Origin of the sequence: Corynebacterium sp. MSK032, from assembly GCF_030232065.1 — a bacterium.
GTDB classification, from domain to species: Bacteria; Actinomycetota; Actinomycetes; order Mycobacteriales; family Mycobacteriaceae; genus Corynebacterium; species Corynebacterium jeikeium_D.
This window is the reverse complement of sequence record NZ_JASPJR010000002.1, coordinates 166,669-182,359: the sequence shown is the minus strand read 5'-3', so window position 1 is coordinate 182,359 and position 15,691 is coordinate 166,669. Positions and strand designations below refer to the sequence as shown.

The 15,691-nt window shown below is 57.3% G+C and carries 12 protein-coding genes; 4 read left to right on the top strand and 8 right to left on the bottom strand.

All coding sequences use genetic code 11. From position 1 onward, the window contains the following. Complete coding sequence (locus tag QP995_RS01985; protein ID WP_016423034.1) at window positions 1-765, bottom strand: DUF3043 domain-containing protein; 765 nt, start codon at window positions 763-765, stop codon at window positions 1-3. 309 nt (window positions 766-1,074) lie between these two features. Between QP995_RS01985 and QP995_RS01980 the strand changes: the two genes are divergently transcribed. Beyond that, the gene (locus QP995_RS01980; protein WP_005512007.1) at window positions 1,075-1,416 is read left to right on the top strand and encodes a HesB/IscA family protein; all 342 of its coding nucleotides are present in this window, start codon (window positions 1,075-1,077) and stop codon (window positions 1,414-1,416) included. Between the two features lie 178 nt (window positions 1,417-1,594). On the opposite strand, the gene asnB is transcribed toward QP995_RS01980, so the two are convergent. Further along, window positions 1,595-3,520: an asparagine synthase (glutamine-hydrolyzing) gene (gene asnB, locus QP995_RS01975; RefSeq protein ID WP_049192931.1), complete on the bottom strand. Its 1,926-nt coding sequence runs from the start codon at window positions 3,518-3,520 to the stop codon at window positions 1,595-1,597. Window positions 3,521-4,020: 500 nt separating this feature from the next. Here asnB and ctaC point away from each other — a divergent pair, with 500 nt between their 5' ends. Together ctaC and ctaF are read left to right on the top strand one after the other, a co-directional pair. Continuing rightward, a complete protein-coding gene (gene ctaC / locus QP995_RS01970; RefSeq protein ID WP_049190506.1) occupies window positions 4,021-5,196 on the top strand; it encodes an aa3-type cytochrome oxidase subunit II in 1,176 nt (391 codons plus the stop codon). A gap of 35 nt (window positions 5,197-5,231) precedes the next feature. Then, window positions 5,232-5,678, top strand: coding sequence for an aa3-type cytochrome oxidase subunit IV (ctaF, locus tag QP995_RS01965; protein ID WP_016423031.1), 447 nt, complete (start codon window positions 5,232-5,234; stop codon window positions 5,676-5,678). Window positions 5,679-5,841: 163 nt separating this feature from the next. Here the strand turns inward: ctaF and QP995_RS01960 are convergent, their stop codons facing one another. The 5 genes from QP995_RS01960 to ctaE form a co-directional block, all read right to left on the bottom strand. Beyond that, the gene (locus tag QP995_RS01960; RefSeq protein WP_049192933.1) at window positions 5,842-7,569 is read right to left on the bottom strand and encodes an ABC-F family ATP-binding cassette domain-containing protein; all 1,728 of its coding nucleotides are present in this window, start codon (window positions 7,567-7,569) and stop codon (window positions 5,842-5,844) included. A gap of 166 nt (window positions 7,570-7,735) precedes the next feature. Further along, a complete protein-coding gene (qcrB, locus tag QP995_RS01955) occupies window positions 7,736-9,364 on the bottom strand; it encodes a cytochrome bc1 complex cytochrome b subunit (protein WP_016423029.1) in 1,629 nt (542 codons plus the stop codon). Continuing rightward, window positions 9,361-10,572 (bottom strand): cytochrome bc1 complex Rieske iron-sulfur subunit, encoded by a 1,212-nt coding sequence (gene qcrA, locus QP995_RS01950; protein ID WP_049170241.1) that lies wholly within the window; start codon window positions 10,570-10,572, stop codon window positions 9,361-9,363. Before qcrA ends, qcrB begins: the two co-directional genes overlap by 4 nt. Then, on the bottom strand, window positions 10,569-11,459 hold the full coding sequence (gene qcrC, locus QP995_RS01945) for a cytochrome bc1 complex diheme cytochrome c subunit (RefSeq protein WP_016423027.1): 891 nt from the start codon (window positions 11,457-11,459) through the stop codon (window positions 10,569-10,571). Before qcrC ends, qcrA begins: the two co-directional genes overlap by 4 nt. A 75-nt stretch (window positions 11,460-11,534) precedes the next feature. Then, window positions 11,535-12,149: an aa3-type cytochrome oxidase subunit III gene (ctaE, locus tag QP995_RS01940; protein ID WP_088611596.1), complete on the bottom strand. Its 615-nt coding sequence runs from the start codon at window positions 12,147-12,149 to the stop codon at window positions 11,535-11,537. A gap of 537 nt (window positions 12,150-12,686) precedes the next feature. Between ctaE and trpD the strand changes: the two genes are divergently transcribed. After that, window positions 12,687-13,754 (top strand): anthranilate phosphoribosyltransferase, encoded by a 1,068-nt coding sequence (trpD, locus tag QP995_RS01935; RefSeq protein ID WP_049190496.1) that lies wholly within the window; start codon window positions 12,687-12,689, stop codon window positions 13,752-13,754. Here trpD and QP995_RS01930 read toward each other — a convergent pair. Beyond that, window positions 13,751-15,340, bottom strand: coding sequence for a DEDD exonuclease domain-containing protein (locus tag QP995_RS01930; protein ID WP_284852860.1), 1,590 nt, complete (start codon window positions 15,338-15,340; stop codon window positions 13,751-13,753). The two genes, trpD and QP995_RS01930, sit on opposite strands and share 4 nt — an antisense overlap. Window positions 15,341-15,691 lie beyond the last annotated feature (351 nt).

Sequence of the window (15,691 nt, the reverse complement as noted above, 5' to 3'; positions counted from 1 at the left end):
CTACTTGATTTCGTCGCCGATGTTGACCTGCGGACGCGGAGTACGCAGACGACGCGGCTGAGAAGCGCGGGAGTAAGCGTAGAAGCCCAGTCCCCAGGCCCCTTCGGTGGTCTTCGGGAAGCGCTCACGCGTCAACTTGATGGCACGGCGGCCGATGTAAATGCCCTCGATAATCAGGGCGATGATGAGAACCATCGCGATGAGAGATGCGATGTTGGCCAGCTTCGGCAGGGAAGTGCCAATCATCATAATCAGCAGCAGAATCAGCGCGAACGGGAGGAACACGTTAGCGAGGAAGCGACGGGAATCAACCCAGTCGCGGACAAACTTGCGCTCAGCGCCCTGGTCGCGTGGCAGCATGTAGCGCGGATCGCCGGCGGCCATGCGCTCGTCGGCAATGCGACGCTGCTCACGTCGCTCTGCTCGCTCGCGTGCCTTGGCGGCCTTGAGCTCTTCCTTGGACATGGAAGCCTTGAGCTCCTTGCGGCGCTGGCGAGCTTCCTTAGCGGTCAGCGGCGCCTCGACCGGGCCACGGCGGATGCCGCGTTCGCGCTCAACCTCGTTGCGCTTCGGAGTGGGGCGCCCCTTCTTGGGAGTAAAAGCACCGCTGTGCTTCTTCTCGGGCTGCTGAGACTCCGAAGCGGTGCCCTTGGCCCCGCTGGATGCGGTCGCGTCGGTGGCTACGTCTCCGGCGTTGGTTGCGTCAGCGTTAGCTGCCTCAGCTGCCTTGGACTTTTTGTCATTCTTTTTCCACGGTAGATTCACGACCCCAGATTATAAGGTCTTCAAGGTGCTTCCCTAATTAGGTTGCAGGTTGAGGGGCAGGGACGGGGCAAGGGCGAGGTTTTGGGGATGACCGCCGCAGGGGCAGGCGGGAAGAGTGCGCTTGTGGCGTGGGAAGCCGTGGTGTGGTTGCGATGTGGCGGCAAAAAGAGACTTCCGAAAAAGAGAAAGAAAAAGAGAACCCAGAATTGGGAATTAAAGACTGGTCGGTAAGGTTGTGATAAATAATGACGTAGCCGACCTTGGGGTCGACTCGCATACTTAAACACTTCAACAAGGAGGACACGCGCTATGACTACTGCTCAGAGCACTGGCGTTACCCTGACCGAAGCTGCGGCTGCCAAGGCAAAGGCACTTCTGGACCAAGAAGGTGCCACCGACCTGGCACTGCGTATTTCCGTGGCTCCGGGCGGCTGTGCCGGCCTGCGCTACCAGCTCTACTTCGATGACCGCAGCCTCGACGGCGATGTCGCCGAAGTTTTCGGTGGCGTCAAGCTGGTCGTTGATCGCCAGTCGGTTCCGTACCTGTCCGGTGCCACCATCGACTTCGCTGACACCATTGAACAGCAGGGCTTCACCATCGATAACCCGAATGCCACTGGCTCCTGCGCTTGCGGTGACTCCTTCAACTAAGTCATTAGCTGAGCAGAGCTGTCAGCAGACGCTGTGAAAAGCGTCGGATAGTAAAAGGCTCGGACCTCACTCTTGTTAACTGAGTGAGGTCCGAGCCTTTTCTATTGGTTGCCCCAGCTATGGTGGCAGCCTGCCGGGGCAGGATGGGGTTGAGGCGCGGGGACCGTCGTAAAGCGAGCTAGAGCTCGACGGGGTAGTCGCGCTGCTCGATGTCCGGAGTAATGCGGTCTTCGATGAAGATGCCGTGCCAGACCATGAAAGCAAGGATGGTCCAGAGGCGGCGGGAGTGGTCGCGCTCGGTTGGGTGGTGCTCGGCGAGCATCTTGAGCACGGCGTCCTTATTAATGAACTCATCGGTCTGGGACTCGCGGATGATGTCCTCGGCCCAGCCGTGCAGTTCGTCGCCTGCCAGCCAGTGGCGAATCGGCACCGGGAAGCCCAGTTTGCGGCGGTTGAGCACGTGCTCCGGAACAATCTGCTCCATGGCGCGACGCAGTGCGTACTTGGTGGTGCCGTGAGAAACACGCATGTCCACCGGCAGCGTCTGTGCAACGTCGAAGACCACACGGTCGAGGAACGGCACGCGCAGCTCCAGGGAGTTAGCCATGGTGATCTTGTCCGCCTTGACCAGAATGTCGCCACGCAACCAGGTGAACAGATCCAAGTGCTGCATCCGAGTCACCGGGTCCCAGCCTTCAGACTGCGCGTAAATCGGCGCAGTGACATCGCTGTGGTCCCATTCCTTCTTGGCCCACGGCAGCACTTCCTGCAGCTGCTCAAAGTTAAAGGAACGAGCATTGCCGTAGTAGCGCTGTTCCAGCGGAGTAGTGCCTCGCTGCAGGAGCGACTTGCCGCGCATGCCCTCTGGCAGAGCTTCGCCGACCTTAGCCAGACCGCGCAGCAGGGGAGATGGAACCTTGTCGAACGGCTTCAGCGACAGCGGCTCCTTATAAATGGTGTAACCACCAAAGAGCTCGTCTGCGCCCTCACCGGACAGTACGACCTTAACGTGCTTACGAGCCTCTGCGGCCACGAAGTACAGCGGCACCAGTGCAGGGTCAGCTACCGGGTCATCGAGGTACCACATAATCTTCGGAATCGCCCCGGCGAACTCCTCCGGCGAGACGACCTTCACAATGTGCTCGACGCCAATGGCGGCGGCGGACTCGGCAGCCACATCGACCTCGGAGAAGCCCTCGCGCTCGAAGCCAGTGGTAAACGTCAGCAGGTTCGGGTTGTGGCGCTTAGCCAAAGTTGCAATCGCAGTGGAGTCGATACCGCCCGACAGGAACGAGCCCACCGTGACGTCGGCACGCATATGCTTCTCGACGCTGTCCTCCAGCGCACGGGCAATGCGGTCAAAAACATCCTGTTCAGCGCCCTTAGCCACTGGCTGAATCGGGAAATTCGGCTTGAAGTAGCGGGTCTGCTTAACTTCGCCACCAGGCGTAACGATGGCAGTGCAACCCGACTCCAGACGAACAATGTCAGTGTGCAGCGACTCCGGCTCCGGAACGTACTGCAGATCGACGTAGTGCTCCAGTGCGCGCTTATTCAGCTTCTTCGCATCGATGCCCATCTCCGGCGCAGCTTCGAGCAGGGACTTCTTCTCAGAACCGAAAATTGTGCCACGCTCTGTGGTGGCGTAGTAGAGCGGCTTAATGCCGAACGGATCGCGCGCCAGGAAAAGCTTGCGCTCGACGCTGTCCCAAATGGCAATGCCGAACATGCCGCGCAAGTGCTTTACGACGTCCGCTCCCCAGTGGTGGAACCCAACGACGATAGGTTCACCATCGCCGGAGGTATTAAAGGCATAGCCTTTCTTCTCCAGCTGCTCGCGAAGTTCGACGAAATTGTAGATTTCGCCGTTGAAGGTCATGGAGTAACGATTCGGCTGATTCTCTGGTCCCCACTGCAGCGGTTGGTGGCTGTGGGCAATATCAATAATGGATAGGCGGTTGAAGCCGAAAACTGCGTCCTCATCGTGCCACGTGCCTGCATCGTCAGGGCCGCGGTGCCGCATGCAGGGCAGGGCCCTTTCGACAACGGGAACGAGCTCCGCTGCGTCAGAATTTGCAGCCAGGATTCCGAGAAGACCACACATGCTTCGTGCGCGCACCTTTCGCTTAGTGTCACTTAATGGATTTTCGACGGCTCCGTAGCTAGCGGCTCAGCGCGACTGGTTGTCGCCTTAACCGGTGGCCGTGAAGGACCGCCGCGTGGCTGAGTAGCTGGGTTGAACCCCAGATTGGCGCCACATAGAAATGCTGCACCTACTTTAATGCCTTTTGGGGAAAAGCGAGAATGTCTGAGTTTGCCGTGTCTAGGGCTCGGGGCAAGGTTGCGCGGGACGGTGTGTGCGTCAGCGCGTGGCACAAACACTAAAAAATTCATAGACTTAGGAGCGTCAACAGGGTGTAACTGGTGAGAATGCCACCCCCGATAGGCGGGTCTTTCTCAGTATTTTATTAGGGCAGATATACTCAAAGGCACCCCACAGCCATATTTATTGTGGAGAAAGCTTAAGAATCGACTACTCTGCTTGGGTAGGACGAAACCTTAATCGGTTATCGAAAATTGTGTGGATCAGGAAGGCAGACACACGTGAATCAGCGTAGAAAGTTCGGAGTCGCCCGTAAGCTCGGCGTCCTCGGCGTTGCCACCGGTAGCGCAGCCTTGCTTGCCGGCTGCGATGTTAATCCTCCGGAGAACGGCTTCTTCAAGCTGCTCCGCTTTGGTTGGCCGGAAGGTGTGACCCCGGAAGCACAGTCCATGGGTAACTTCTGGGTTTGGACCTGGGTTGCAGCTTGGATTATCGGCATCATCGTTTGGGGCGTTACCCTTTACTCGATGGCAAACTTCACAGCTAAGAAGGCTGAAAAGAAGGGCAAGGGCGAGTTCCCGCGCCAGACTGCATACAACGTTCCGGTTGAGTTGTCTCTGACCATTCTCCCGATTCTGATCGTGATGACTCTGTTCTTCTTCACGGTTCAGACTCAGGACAAGGTCACTGCCCTGGATAAGGATCCGGAAGTTACCGTCGACGTCACCGGTTTCCAGTGGAACTGGAAGTTCGGTTACGCCAACATTTCCGCTGACCTGATGGGCGGCGAGGAATACAACGGCCGTATTGAGAAGCCGGCTGATGAGCAGTTCTTCACCGAGGGCGGCCACGAGGTTCCGTCCGCTGAGGATCGCGCAAAGCAGAAGGAGCACCCGGTTCACGGACGCTCCAAGGAGAGCCTCGACTACCTGCACTACGACGAGATTGAGACCCTCGGTACCACCGAAGAGGTTCCGGTCCTCGTTGTTCCGGAAGACACTGCAATCCAGTTCGACCTCGCGTCCGCTGACGTGATTCACTCCTTCTGGGTTCCGGAGTTCCTCTTCAAGCGCGACGTGTTCCCGCACCCGGAGGCTAACAAGTCCAACCGTGTCTTCCAGATCGAAAAGATTGACTCGGACAAGATTGCCAACCGACCAGAGGACAACCCGAGCGACAAGGTCAAGAACGCATTCGTTGGCCGTTGTGCCGAGATGTGTGGTACCTACCACGCAATGATGAACTTCGAGATTCGTGCTGTCTCCCGTGAGGCATTCACCGAGTACATCAAGTTCCGCCAGGAGAACCCAGAAGCTACTAACGCTGATGCTCTGAAGCACATCGGTGAGCCGGCATTCGCAGTCTCCACTTCGCCGTTCAACTCCGGTCGTGTCGACACCCGCGACATGGGTGATCGTGGTGCTAACACCATTGACCTGAACGCGACCGCCAAGTAAACCCAGCAAGATTCTTACTTAAAGGAAGTTCTCAAATGAAGTCTGCAGCAAAGCTCTTCTACGGACTTACCGTGTTCCTGGGGTTCATGGCTGTCGTCTACATCTTCGGCACTCAGTACCTCCAGGACACCGGTAACGTCATCAACGAAAGCCAGGGTCGCCTCGAGTGGGCTGGCGCAACCGGCCTGGTCCTCGCAGCTCTGATGACTCTGATGCTCGGTGGATACTTCCACTTCACTGAGCGCCGCTCCGACATCACCCCGGCCGACTTCGAAGAGGCAGAGATTGCCGACGGTGCAGGTACCCTCGGTTTCTTCTCCGCTAGCTCGATTTGGCCGTTCGTGATGACCATGGGCATCCTCCTCATGGGCTACGGCATCGCATTCATGGCCTACTGGCTGATTGTCCTTGGCGCGGTAATTCTGATCGTCTCCGGCACCAAGCTCAACACTCAGTACATCACTCCGCCGGAGAAGCACTAGTCCGAGTGCAATCAGACTGAACCACAGTCGTAGATAACCGAAAAGTCTCTCCCACTAACAAGGGCGTTAGTGGGAGAGACTTTTTTGTTTGGGCGAGTGGGAGGGGATTCCTAACTGGTGTTACCTCGTCGGTTAGGATCTGTAGTCAATATATGATTCCGCATCAAGCGAATTCGACGGGTTTCTGCCCCTTAGGTAGTTCGATGACCTCACCGTCAGTCACCTGCAGATGACGCGCTTCGAGCGAGTTGATCATGCGGTGATCGTGGGTAATCACAATAATTGTGCCCTCTGCAGATGCGATCGCGTCTTGGACCTGCTCGATTAGATCCACACTCAGATGGTTCGTAGGCTCATCGAGCAGCAAGATCTCCGGCGGATTGGCTACGACCAACGCTAACGCCACCCGGCGCTGCTGGCCGATGGAGAGGCTTCCTACCGGTCGATTGGCATCCTCAGGGCTAAGCAATCCAAAGTCGTCGAGAGGCACGCGGGCATTGGGCGCAAGGTCGTACAACTCACGGGCGGACTTCTTTGGGTTTTCCCAGTCTTGTTCCTGAGCCAGCATGGCTACTCGACAGTTCTCGCCGATACGCACCTCGCCAGCCTGCGTCTCAACTTGCCCCATGATCGTCTTAAACAAAGTAGATTTGCCGGCCCCATTAGGGCCGGTGATCACGACCTTGTCGCCGGGACGAATAGTCAGTGAACCAACCCGAATTCGATCTGGGACGACCACACCGCGCATCTTGATGTGAAAATCTTCATCGCTGCCCGAAGCAGCGCGCTTGGTCGGTAGGGGTGCGGTCAACGGGGCATCAAAGCCCAGTAGTGCCGGTGGACGCTCCACACCTTCCTCAATGAGTTCCTCCAGCCGCTGCTTAGCCGAACGCACGCGGCGGGCGATTTGCCGCTCTACACGACCGCCACGGCGGTCATAAGCCATCTTGTTATTGTCCGTCATTTCCCGACCCGGTGAGATCTCACGAGCGCCATTCTCGATGGTGTCTTCCAACCGATTGCGTTCATGCTCCTCCGAGCGCCACTGGTGCTCCCATAGCTCACGCTGGTGGCGACGGTGCTTCGCGTAGTCGGAGTAATTACCACGGAACAGCCCAATACCAGGGCGCCCCGGCACCAAGTCTCCAATTACAGTACAAACGGCATCCAGGAAGTCGCGGTCATGTGTTGCCACCACAACCACTCCAGGGTGGTTCTGGATGGTGTCAATCACGAGCTGGCGACCGCGTTCATCGAGATGGTTGGTGGGCTCGTCGAGAAGCAGAATCTCTGGCTTTCGAATGAGCGTAATCGCGAGCCCCAACCGCGCCCGCTGCCCGCCGGAAATCTCCGTGGTTAGTTGCTCTGTCAGGGGAGCGCCGTCCGGAGCAGAACCGGTCAGGCCGAGATGGTCGAGCACAATCTCCGCATTATGTTCGGCGTTCCAGTCATCGTGAGCCATGACGTCCGAGAAGGCCTTCGAATACGCCTTCTCTGCCGCCTTAGACTCATCTGGGGTCTCTGCTAAGGCCATCGCCTCAGCTGCCTCTTCTAACTCCGCTAAACGACGTTTCGAGGGGCCGAGGGCTTCATCGATAAGCATTTGCACCGTGGAGTCGAAAGGAGCTTCCAGTTCCTGAGAGCCGAGTACACGCGTGCCAATATGAGTCACCGTACCGCTCGTGGGCCGACGACGACCCGACAGCAGCCAAAGAAGAGTGGACTTGCCGGCTCCGTTGTCTCCAACCAGACCGAGGACATCGCCGTCGGAAAGCGTGAGCGAGACATCGCGCAAAACAGGCGTGGCCTCGTAGTCGAAGTTGACACCGTTGGCGACAAGCTGTGTGGCGTTGCTCGAAAGATCGGTGGTGGGGGAGGGACTGGTAGACATATGTCCATTTTAGTACTGGTAAACAGTAGATTTGGTATCCGACATATGTGGGGTCAAGGCGAAATCGGAAGAATCTGGGTAACAAAAACCACCCCGGTCGACATCCGAAGTGGATGCGGACCGGGGTGGTCTTATTTGAGCGCAGTAGAAAACCTACCGCGGAACTTTACTGCTCGAGCTGGCGACGCTCTTCAGCGTTTTGAGCTTCGAGGTCACGGAACATCTGAGCCTGCTGCTCGTGGTTCTCGTGCTCGATACGAGCTGCCTCTTCGGCGATCTCCGGGGAGTCCGGGCTGAAGAAGCTACCGCGACCCGGGCTACCAGCGGCGCCCAGTTCGTTCATGGTCTTCGGGACGTAAGCACCCTGGTACTCGAGCGGAACGGCGTGGCCGTGCTCGTCGACCGGACCCAGTGGCTGGTGGACCTCGATGAAGGAACCATCAGGTAGCTGGTTGATGATGCCCGTCTCGATGCCGTGCTCCAGGACAGCGCGGTCAGAGCGCTGCAGGCCGATGCAGATTCGGTAAGTGACGAAGTAAGCGATCGGAGGCAGGATGATCAGACCGATACGGCCAACCCAGGTCATCACGTTCAGCGAGATCTGGAAGTGGTATGCGATCAGGTCGTTACCACCGGACAGAGTCAGCAGGGTGTAGAAGACCAAAGCCATGGCACCCAGGCCGGAGCGAACCGGCACGTCGCGCGGACGCTGCAGCAGGTTGTGGTGGGCGTTGTCGCCGGTGATCTTCGCCTCGATGAACGGGTAAGCGAAGAGCAGGACAACCAGAACACCACAGAGCAGGGCGACCCAGAAGACTGCCGGGATCGTGTAAGAGCCCAAGTAAAGCTCCCACGGCGGCATGACACGGGCAGCACCGTCAGTCCACAGCATGTAGATATCCGGCTGGGAACCAGCGGAAACCTGCGCCGGGTTGTACGGGCCAAGGTTCCAAATTGCGTTGATCTGGAAGATACCAGCGAATAGCGCCAGGAAGCCGAACGTAATCAGGCCGAAGGAAACGGACTTGACTGCGAAGATCGGGAGAATACGAACGCCGACGACGTTGTTCTCGGTACGACCTGCGCCAGGGAACTGGGTGTGCTTCTGGTACCAGACCAGAGCCAGGTGAGCGGCAATCAGACCCAGCAGCAGGGCCGGGAGAATCAGCACGTGTGCAATGTACAGGCGCGGGATAATCATGTCACCCGGGAAGTCGCCGTTGAACATCATCCAGTGCAGCCAGGTGCCGATAATCGGCAGACCGATGATGATTGCGGACATAATACGCAGACCAACACCGGAAAGCAGGTCGTCCGGCAGGGAGTAACCCATGAAGCCCTCTGCCACGGACAGCAGCAGGAGGATGGAACCGATGACCCAGTTAGCCTCACGCGGCTTGCGGAATGCGCCGGTGAAGAAGATGCGGAACATGTGCGCCATGATGGACACGGCGAACAGCAGAGCACCCCAGTGGTGAATCTGGCGAATGAACAGGCCACCGCGAACCTCGAAGGAGATCTGCAGGGCGGTCTCGTAGGCGCGAGACATCTCGACACCGTTGAGCGGCGCGTAGGCACCGTCGTAAATGACCTTCGACATCGACGGGTCGAAGAACAGAGTCAGGTAAACACCCGAGAAGAGCAGGACTACGAAGGAGTAGAGTGCAATCTCGCCCAGCAGGAAGGACCAGTGGGTAGGGAATACCTTATTGAGCTGCTTACGCATGCCGCCAGACAGGGTGTAGCGGTCATCCATATTCTTAGCAGCGGTTGCTAGTTTCGTTGGATTACTCATGACTGACGCTCCCAGAATGCCGGACCGACGGGCTCAATGAAGTTGCCCTCTGCGTACATGTAGCCTTCTTCGTCAACGCTGATCGGCAGCTCTGGAAGAGCGCGAGCAGCTGGACCGAAGACCGGCTTGCCGTAGTGCAGTGCATCGAACTGCGACTGGTGGCATGGGCAGAGAATACGGTTCGTCTGCTGTTCGTACAGAGAAGTCGGGCAACCGATGTGTGTACAAATCTTCGAGTAGGCGAAGTAGTCGCCGTAGTGGAAGTCTTCCTGACCCTTGCGCAGGATTGCCTTTTCAGCGTCCTGGGAACGCAGACGGATCAGCATGACCGAGTTGCGGGAGCCGTGAATCGAGTGCATGTGTGCCTCGTAGACATCAGCATCCTTGGAGTACTTGTCGCCGTCGTTGACGTCCTCCTCCGGAAGAGGGAAGACGGTCTCCATGGAACCTGCGGACAGGTCCTCTGGGCGGAGGCGAACCAGGCGGGAAACGCCCTTAGTGGTGTAGCCGTGTACGCCCTCTTCAGCGATAGCGCCGGTGTCGCGACCCAGGTAAACCTTGTGGCCCTTCTCGACGAGAGTCCAGCCAGTGGTCCACAGGGTGCCGTCACCAGTGACGTCAACGTCGTGGCGTGGCTTCCACGGGTTCTTAATCATGCCGCCAAGCGGAAGGATCATGCCGATACCAGCCAGGACGGCGCCGGTACCAAGGAGGCCCTTGATAGCGGAGCGACGACCCAGGGTGGAGGTCTGCCAAGAATCGTTCAGCAGGGCAACGATGGTCTTCTGGTCGACCTCTTCGGACGGACCATCGTGGCGGCGCTGAACCGAAATCTCTTCCGGAATGAAGCGCTTGGTGAACTTAACTGCACCAATACCCAGGGTGACGATGCAGCCACCGATGGTGATACCCAGCAGCGGGGTGTACATAGTGTACAGCCACAGACCCTCTTCGCCGTGCCCCTTGTAGTGCCACGGGTAGAACAGGTAGATGGCGATGAATGCCAGGCCAAGAATGACCGACAGTGCCAGCCAGATGGTGACACCACGAGCCGCGCGCTTTTCAGCCGGGTCGTTGGCAATCGGGAAGCGTTCCTTGCGGTAAGCAATGGTCACGTCATCGAGTTCAGCACCCAGACGAGCGAGATCCGCATTGCTCATCTTCGACAGCTCTTCGGAGCTGTACTTCTTGTTTTCGTTATTACTCATCGGCGGGATCCAATCCAAAGAGCGGCCGCTACGAGAGCGACAATGCCTACAATCCACATGACAAGGCCCTCAGCAACTGGGCCGATGCCACCAATGCCCCAACCACCCGGGGTCGGAGTTTCCTTGGCGTTCTTGATGTAGGCGATGATGTCCTTCTTCTCGTCAGCAGACAGCTGGCGGTCAGAGAACTTCGGCATATTCTGCGGGCCGGTCAGCATGGCCTGGTAGATTTCCTGCTCATTTGCAGGATCCAGGACCGGTGCGTACTTACCGCTGGACAGTGCGCCGCCACGACCGGTGAAGTTGTGGCAGGATGCACAGTTCAGGCGGAACAGCTCGGAACCGCGAGCAACGTCAGCCTTGTCAAGCTCACCGTTCGGGCCAGCGTTCTTACCGCGTAGCGACTCCATAGCGATGGAGCCGTCCTCGTCGCGGACGATGCCGGCGCCGCCGCCATTAGCCTGGACGTAGGCTGCGATAGCCAGCGTCTGCTCTTCGGAGTAACGCGGGGTCTTACGTGCTGCCTGAGCCTCGTTGCGGAGCATCGGCATACGACCGGAGTGAACCTGGAAGTAAACCGAGCCTTCGCCGACGCCGATCAGCGACTTGCCGCGGTCCTTAACGCCCTGAAGGTTGGCGCCGTGGCAAGTAATACAAGCAACGTCGTAAAGCTCCTTGCCCTGCTGAATCATTGCGGCTTCATCCTGCTGAGCAGTAGCCGTCTGTGCATCAGGGGTCAGAGCATTAGCGAGGAAGCCCGCGCCGGTGAGGGCGAGAGCCATAGCCATAATGCCGGAGGCAGTACGGCGCATCTTGCGGCGGCCCTTTGACTTCGGGGCCGCAGCCAAGGACGTGGTGTCCTTGGTTTCGGAGGTAGTGTTTTCCATCTTTTTCCCTTTAATACTGTTCGTGGAAAGTGGATGGGCTGTAGGCCGTACTAAACAAAGGACGGCCAATACGGCCTACTGGATGAAGTAGATGGTGATAAACAGGCCAATCCACACGACGTCGACGAAGTGCCAGTAGTACGAGACCACGATGGCAGCAGTGGCCTGTGCCGGGGTGAACTTCGCCTTGGAGGTACGGATAAGCACCACAACGAAAGCCAGCACACCCGCGAGGACGTGGGCTGCGTGGAATCCGGTGGTGATGAAGAAGACCGAACCGTAAATGGAGTTCTGAATGGTCAGACCGTGGCTAACCAGTGTGAAGTACTCGTAAGCCTGGCCGACGAGGAAGATTGCACCCAGGGCGGTAGACAGTGCGTACCACTTACGGAGTGCGAAAACGTCGCCACGCTCGGCCGCGAACACGCCCCACTGGGCAGTGAACGAAGACGACACTAGGATCACGGTGATCAATAGTGCGTACGGGACATTGAGGTGGCCGGTACCCCAATCCCACGAATCGCCCTGGCCGTTCGCGCGTGACACGAAGTACATCGCGAACAGACCGGCGAAGAACATTAATTCCTGAGACAGGAACACAATCGTGCCGACACTGACCATATTCGGTCGGTTCAGTGTCGCAGCACGACGTGGTGCTGTCATACCTTGATTTTCAACTGCGCTCGTCACAACTAACAGTATGTACTGTTCTTAAGGAGTAGTCACGTTGCAACCCCCGTTTTTGTATAAAAATTCCTAAAATCCCAGGTCGCGAGGAAAGGTTTCTGAGAATTTCACTAATTTTTCCCCCTGATGGGAACTTTCCGGTGTCTTTATCCGACGCGGGCGAATTCGAGGGTTTGGTTGTGCTGAGTTGCGCGGTGTCCATCCCCTGGACTGCCAGGTTCACCTCCGGTGAACCTGGGTTAGCGATACTGCGACATCAGTTGTCGGTTAGTTTATCGCAGGTTCGGCTCTGTTTAATATCGTATTTTTCCAGTTGCCCCAATGGGGGTGAGATTTTCGGTGAACGCAAAAGGTGGACCTGGTGATGCGCTGGATATATGGGGGAGGTATCTTGTCTTATTACGTACATCACGGTGGGATTTTTTTCAACAGCCCTGTGATGTGGTGCGCCTGGTGGGCGGGATAGCCAGCAGTACCTAGGTGCAGTTGTATTAATAAAGTACGAATACAGACTTGACTATCTAGTGGAAGGGAGTGGCGATGAGCGAGATCGGCGATAAGAGGGCGGTCGAAAACTGGCGCCATGTTCTCTCCACGATTGGCGCTGGCCGCGAAGTTTCCGGTGAGGGCATTCGATTCGCCATGGATCAAATCATGTCCGGTGCTTCCGGAGACGTGCAGACCGCAACGTTTGCTTTCGGTCTCCTCGCCAAGGGGATTACGGCTGCCGAGCTCGATGCTGCGGCTGAGGGCATGCTTTCATTTGCCCGCCCAGTTCATGATCCACAGCTCGCCGGTGTTATTGAGCGCGGTGCAGTCGATATCGTCGGCACCGGTGGTGATGGCGCAAATACCGTCAACATCTCCACGATGTCCATGATTGTTATCGCGGCCAGCGGTGTGCCGGTGCTCAAGCACGGTAACCGCGCGGCTTCCTCGAAGTCGGGCGGAGCTGACATGCTGGAGGCCTTTGGCATCGACATTGAGAACGGTCTCGTTACTTCTCCGGAACATCCGGATTTCTACGTGCGCTTCCTCTTTGCCGCTCGCTTTCATCCGGCCATGCGCTTCGCTGGACCGGTGCGTAAGGAGCTAGCGGTTCCGACAGTCTTCAACCTGTTGGGGCCGCTGACGAATCCAGCACGCCCGCAGGCGAGCTTGATTGGCTGTGCCTTCGAAGATCAGATGGAGACGATGGCGGACACCTTCGCCCGCCGTGGTCAGCGCGCGCTGGTGGTTCGCGGAAGCGATGGCCTCGACGAGATTACCGTTACTGGCCCCACCAAGGTCTTTATTGTGGAAAACGGTGGAGTTGCCGAAGATGCCATCGATCCACATGACTATGGCATGGAGTACTCCGAAATTGACGCGCTGCGTGGCGGTGACCCTGCTTACAACGCTGATGTTGCACGTCGCATTTGGGCTGGCGAGCTCGAAGGCCCGATTCGCGATGCAGTCATCCTTAACTCCGCCGCCGCAATCGCCATTTCGCGTGGTCTGAGTGGCCGTCCGCTAAAGGAAGCTATGGCCGACTCCATTGAAGAGGTCAAGGAAACGCTCCAGTCGGGGCTGTGCTTGGACATCCTTACCGCGGCGATGAAGGGTTAAGGTTCGCGTCGCGCTTCACGACGTGCTTGCTGCGCGTCAATTGCCCACTGAAGGTATTTTCCTGCGCCTAACCTAGGGTAGGAATACTCGCCTCCGGTGGGCTTTATTCGTACCTCCGGGCGCTGCAGCCATTTCCAGATAATACTGAGTTCATCAATCGATGCTCCTTTATATAAGGAATCATCTGGAGTGACTGTTTGGGCTGAACTCTCCATGAGCTCGATGATGTAGTTCATTTCCGCGCCACGTGGTGCGGTGCTGGCGCCGGCCAACCTGCCGTAGCGAATTTCCGCTAGATGCCAGCCGCCATTGCCATCGGGGAAAGCGGCTTGCAGAGATGGGATGGCGGCAAGCATGCTCAGGCGCTGCTGCTTGTCCAAGCTGATAATGAACTCCGCGGCGCGGTCACGTTGCACTGCCGCGCGTTGGAAGCGGTGTGCTTCGGCAAGTGCTGATATCTCTGCAATCATGTCTGCGATCTCGTCTGCGCCGGTGGTGGAGATCTGAGCGGTTGTTATCGCAAAGTCGTCGTTAAGCGCGGAGAACCTGTCGCGGATGGCAGTAGCGGTGTCGCGCGTGCGGAAAGGACCTAGGCTGCGGGCGTCGGTGACTGCCCGGCTAATCTTGGCAGGCCGACCGGGGCTAGTGGGGACGATGTACCAGCCGCGGGTTGGTTCGGTGCGTTGTCGGTTGTAGGGCGGACGGAGTGCAGAGATCAGACGAGCCTCGCGAATTTCTGCAGCGAAGCCGTGCGGGCACTCGATGATCTCGACGCGTTCGGCTAGAGAGACCATTTCCGTAATCTTGCGACGAGAATCAGTACCGTTGAAATACTGCAGAAGTCTACGTCGCAAATCGAGAGCTGTACCTATATATAAGGGGTCGTCATTTCTTGACCGAAAAACATAGACACCAGGGGTGTGCGGAGCTCCATCGGCAAGGTGCCGTTTAGCACGAACCTCTGGAGCGACGGTGGGCGAGTAGTGCACTAGCTCGGACGCTGTTTGTACTTCATCGCCAGCTAGTCTCTCCACGAGGTAGTGAAGGACGTCGACGGTTGCGATTGCGTCGTCAAGCGCCCGGTGGGTGGGGCGATTCGGAGAACCGACGTACCGTGCGAGCTGTGAGAGCTTGAAACTGCCAACTTGTGAGCGGTCGAGGACGCGACGCGCCAACGTGAGGGTGTCTACGACACTGGGGCTAGGCCAATCTAGGCCCAAATCTGTGCAAGCCTGGCGGAGGAATCCAATATCGAACTTGGCATTATGCGCAACCCAGACGCTTCCCCGGGCAAATTCGAGGAACTGAGTAATAACTGTGCCGAGCTGTGGGGCGGTTTCAACATCGGCGGGAGTGATGCCGGTCAGAGATGTGATGTGGTCGGGGATCTCCATACCGGGGTCGATGAAGCTGGAAAAGGTGCCAATTGTCTTACCGCCACGGGTTTTGATGGCCCCAATTTCAATGATGTGGTCGTTTTTGGCCTTCAATCCGGTCGTTTCCAGGTCTACGACGACAAAGGTGGTGTTGAAAAGAGAATCATCGACGGTGCCTTCGAGAGGGAAGTGCTGTTGTCCTGAATCCACGTCAATAATCCTATGCTGAGCGCTCCTAGTGGTGTTAAAACTGTGAAACTTGAGCAAATTGAGCTGTTGCAAGCTGGAGTGTGACATAAAACACGTTTTGAGCCCGCGATAAAAATGTGTCGACTTTAAGGCATTAAGTGTAAAGTTCTCGGCGGACTTCAAAATGCCAGGTAGTGACACGTTTATCAAACTGTTATTATTCCGCTATAGGGGGAGTGTTTAGTTGTAACAGCTTGGTAACGGTTTAGTTCTATCGATGGTAACAACCGGGCCTCGAGCGGTTTTCTGGACAAACGGCTAGACAAAACTTGATGCCATTTCGTAACCTTATCGAGACATTGAAACGGGGCC

Coding starts and splice junctions, on each gene's coding strand:
- QP995_RS01960 (WP_049192933.1), bottom strand. CDS start 7,569: ATGTCTACCAGTCCCTCCCCCACCACCGATCTTTCGAGCAACGCCACA.
- qcrC (WP_016423027.1), bottom strand. CDS start 11,459: ATGGAAAACACTACCTCCGAAACCAAGGACACCACGTCCTTGGCTGCG.
- asnB (WP_049192931.1), bottom strand. CDS start 3,520: ATGTGTGGTCTTCTCGGAATCCTGGCTGCAAATTCTGACGCAGCGGAG.
- qcrB (WP_016423029.1), bottom strand. CDS start 9,364: ATGAGTAATCCAACGAAACTAGCAACCGCTGCTAAGAATATGGATGAC.
- qcrA (WP_049170241.1), bottom strand. CDS start 10,572: ATGAGTAATAACGAAAACAAGAAGTACAGCTCCGAAGAGCTGTCGAAG.
- QP995_RS01980 (WP_005512007.1), top strand. CDS start 1,075: ATGACTACTGCTCAGAGCACTGGCGTTACCCTGACCGAAGCTGCGGCT.
- ctaF (WP_016423031.1), top strand. CDS start 5,232: ATGAAGTCTGCAGCAAAGCTCTTCTACGGACTTACCGTGTTCCTGGGG.
- trpD (WP_049190496.1), top strand. CDS start 12,687: ATGAGCGAGATCGGCGATAAGAGGGCGGTCGAAAACTGGCGCCATGTT.